The 1,597-nt window shown below is 44.0% G+C and carries 1 protein-coding gene, 2 tRNA genes and 1 pseudogene; 3 read left to right on the forward strand and 1 reads right to left on the reverse strand.

Translation table 11 applies throughout. The features are described from left to right. Positions 1-129: pseudogene (locus tag VE944_RS29910) on the reverse strand (TIGR04168 family protein); the annotation flags it as partial. A gap of 119 nt (positions 130-248) precedes the next feature. Between VE944_RS29910 and nadA the strand changes: the two are divergent. The 3 genes from nadA (at position 249) to VE944_RS29925 (ending at position 1,592) form a co-directional block, all read left to right on the forward strand. Continuing rightward, the gene (gene nadA, locus VE944_RS29915; RefSeq protein WP_323230916.1) at positions 249-1,223 is read left to right on the forward strand and encodes a quinolinate synthase NadA; all 975 of its coding nucleotides are present in this window, start codon (positions 249-251) and stop codon (positions 1,221-1,223) included. A 124-nt stretch (positions 1,224-1,347) separates the two neighbouring features. Continuing rightward, a tRNA-Tyr gene (locus VE944_RS29920) sits at positions 1,348-1,433 on the forward strand. Between the two features lie 87 nt (positions 1,434-1,520). After that, positions 1,521-1,592 (forward strand) — tRNA-Thr (locus tag VE944_RS29925). The last annotated feature ends 5 nt before the right edge of the window (positions 1,593-1,597 follow it).

The raw sequence follows: 1,597 nt of genomic DNA on the forward strand, positions 1-1,597 counted from the left end.
ATGCTTGAGTGCAACGCCATCTTCCACTTCCCATTGGTCGTGAATATCTCCAACTACAGCAATTTTGAGGTTTATCGATTGAGTTTTCTGACTGGTCATGCCACTTTCCTTGCCGTCTATCTCCAGGATATGAAACTCAGCCCGATTTGGACACAACCCCAAAATATCAACCGTCCACTATTTTTGGTAAAAACTACTATAATTGATTCCACAGGACATAAATTTGCAACATAAAGCACCCCTAAACTGTGTTTACCACTGCACTAGCTCAACGAGAAAACACCCAACTGGGTGAACTACCACTAGATTTGTTTGCCGCGATTCAGAGTCTCAAAAAAGAACTCAACGCCGTTATCCTGGCACATTATTATCAAGAGCCAGATATTCAGGATATTGCCGACTTTATTGGGGATTCATTACAACTGGCAAGAGCCGCCGAAAAAACTAATGCGGATGTAATTGTCTTTGCTGGCGTTCACTTCATGGCAGAAACAGCAAAGATACTTAATCCTGATAAATTAGTACTTTTACCCGATTTGGATGCTGGTTGTTCTTTAGCCGACAGTTGTCCACCAGACGAATTCGCAGCTTTTAAAGCAGCGCATCCAGATCATCTGGTGGTGTCTTACATCAACTGTTCTGCTGATATCAAGGCGATGAGCGATATTATTTGCACCAGTTCCAATGCTGTGAAAATTGTAGAGCAGATACCAAAAGAACAGCCGATTATTTTTGCCCCAGATCGCAATTTGGGGCGGTACGTCATGGAACAAACTGGGCGAGATTTGGTGCTATGGCAAGGTAGCTGTGTTGTCCATGAAACCTTCTCGGAAAAGAAAATTGTCCAGTTAAAAATTGCCCATCCCGAAGCAGAGGCGATCGCACACCCAGAATGTGAAAGTAGTGTATTGCGCCACGCCAGTTTTATTGGCTCTACAGCCGCCTTACTCAAGTATTGTCAAAGCAGCCCCACCAAAGAATTTATCGTTGCGACAGAGCCGGGAATCATTCATCAAATGCAAAAATTAGCTCCTGACAAGCATTTTATCCCTGCACCCCCGATAAATAACTGTGCTTGTAACGAATGTCCCTTTATGCGGTTAAACACCCTGGAAAAGCTCTACTGGGCAATGAAAAATCGCACTCCCGAAATTACCATGTCAGAAGATATTCGCCTGGCTGCACTGCGACCAATGCAACGAATGCTGGAGATGAGCGTGTAACCAGTATTTTTTATCCCGATGGTAGAGACGCAGTTTTGTTGCGATCTCTATCTGCAAGTTATTTTTTATAACTACTTGCAATTTCTAAAACATGGTGCTAAGATTTTAAATCGTGAGACAAATCGGGTCGGTGTCCGAGTGGTTAATGGAGACGGACTGTAAATCCGTTGGCTAGCGCCTACGCTGGTTCAAATCCAGCCCGGCCCACCACTTACGAAGTTATAAGTTATAATGACTGGGTTAAGAGCAAAGCTCCCAGCATTGTAACTTACAACTAAAAAACCAAAGTTATATTTTGCCCGTGTGGCTCAGTGGTAGAGCACACCCTTGGTAAGGGTGAGGTCACGAGTTCAATCCTCGTCACGGGCTTTTTA

Origin of the sequence: Nostoc sp. (genome assembly GCF_035638895.1) — a bacterium.
Classification (GTDB): domain Bacteria; phylum Cyanobacteriota; class Cyanobacteriia; order Cyanobacteriales; family Nostocaceae; genus Nostoc.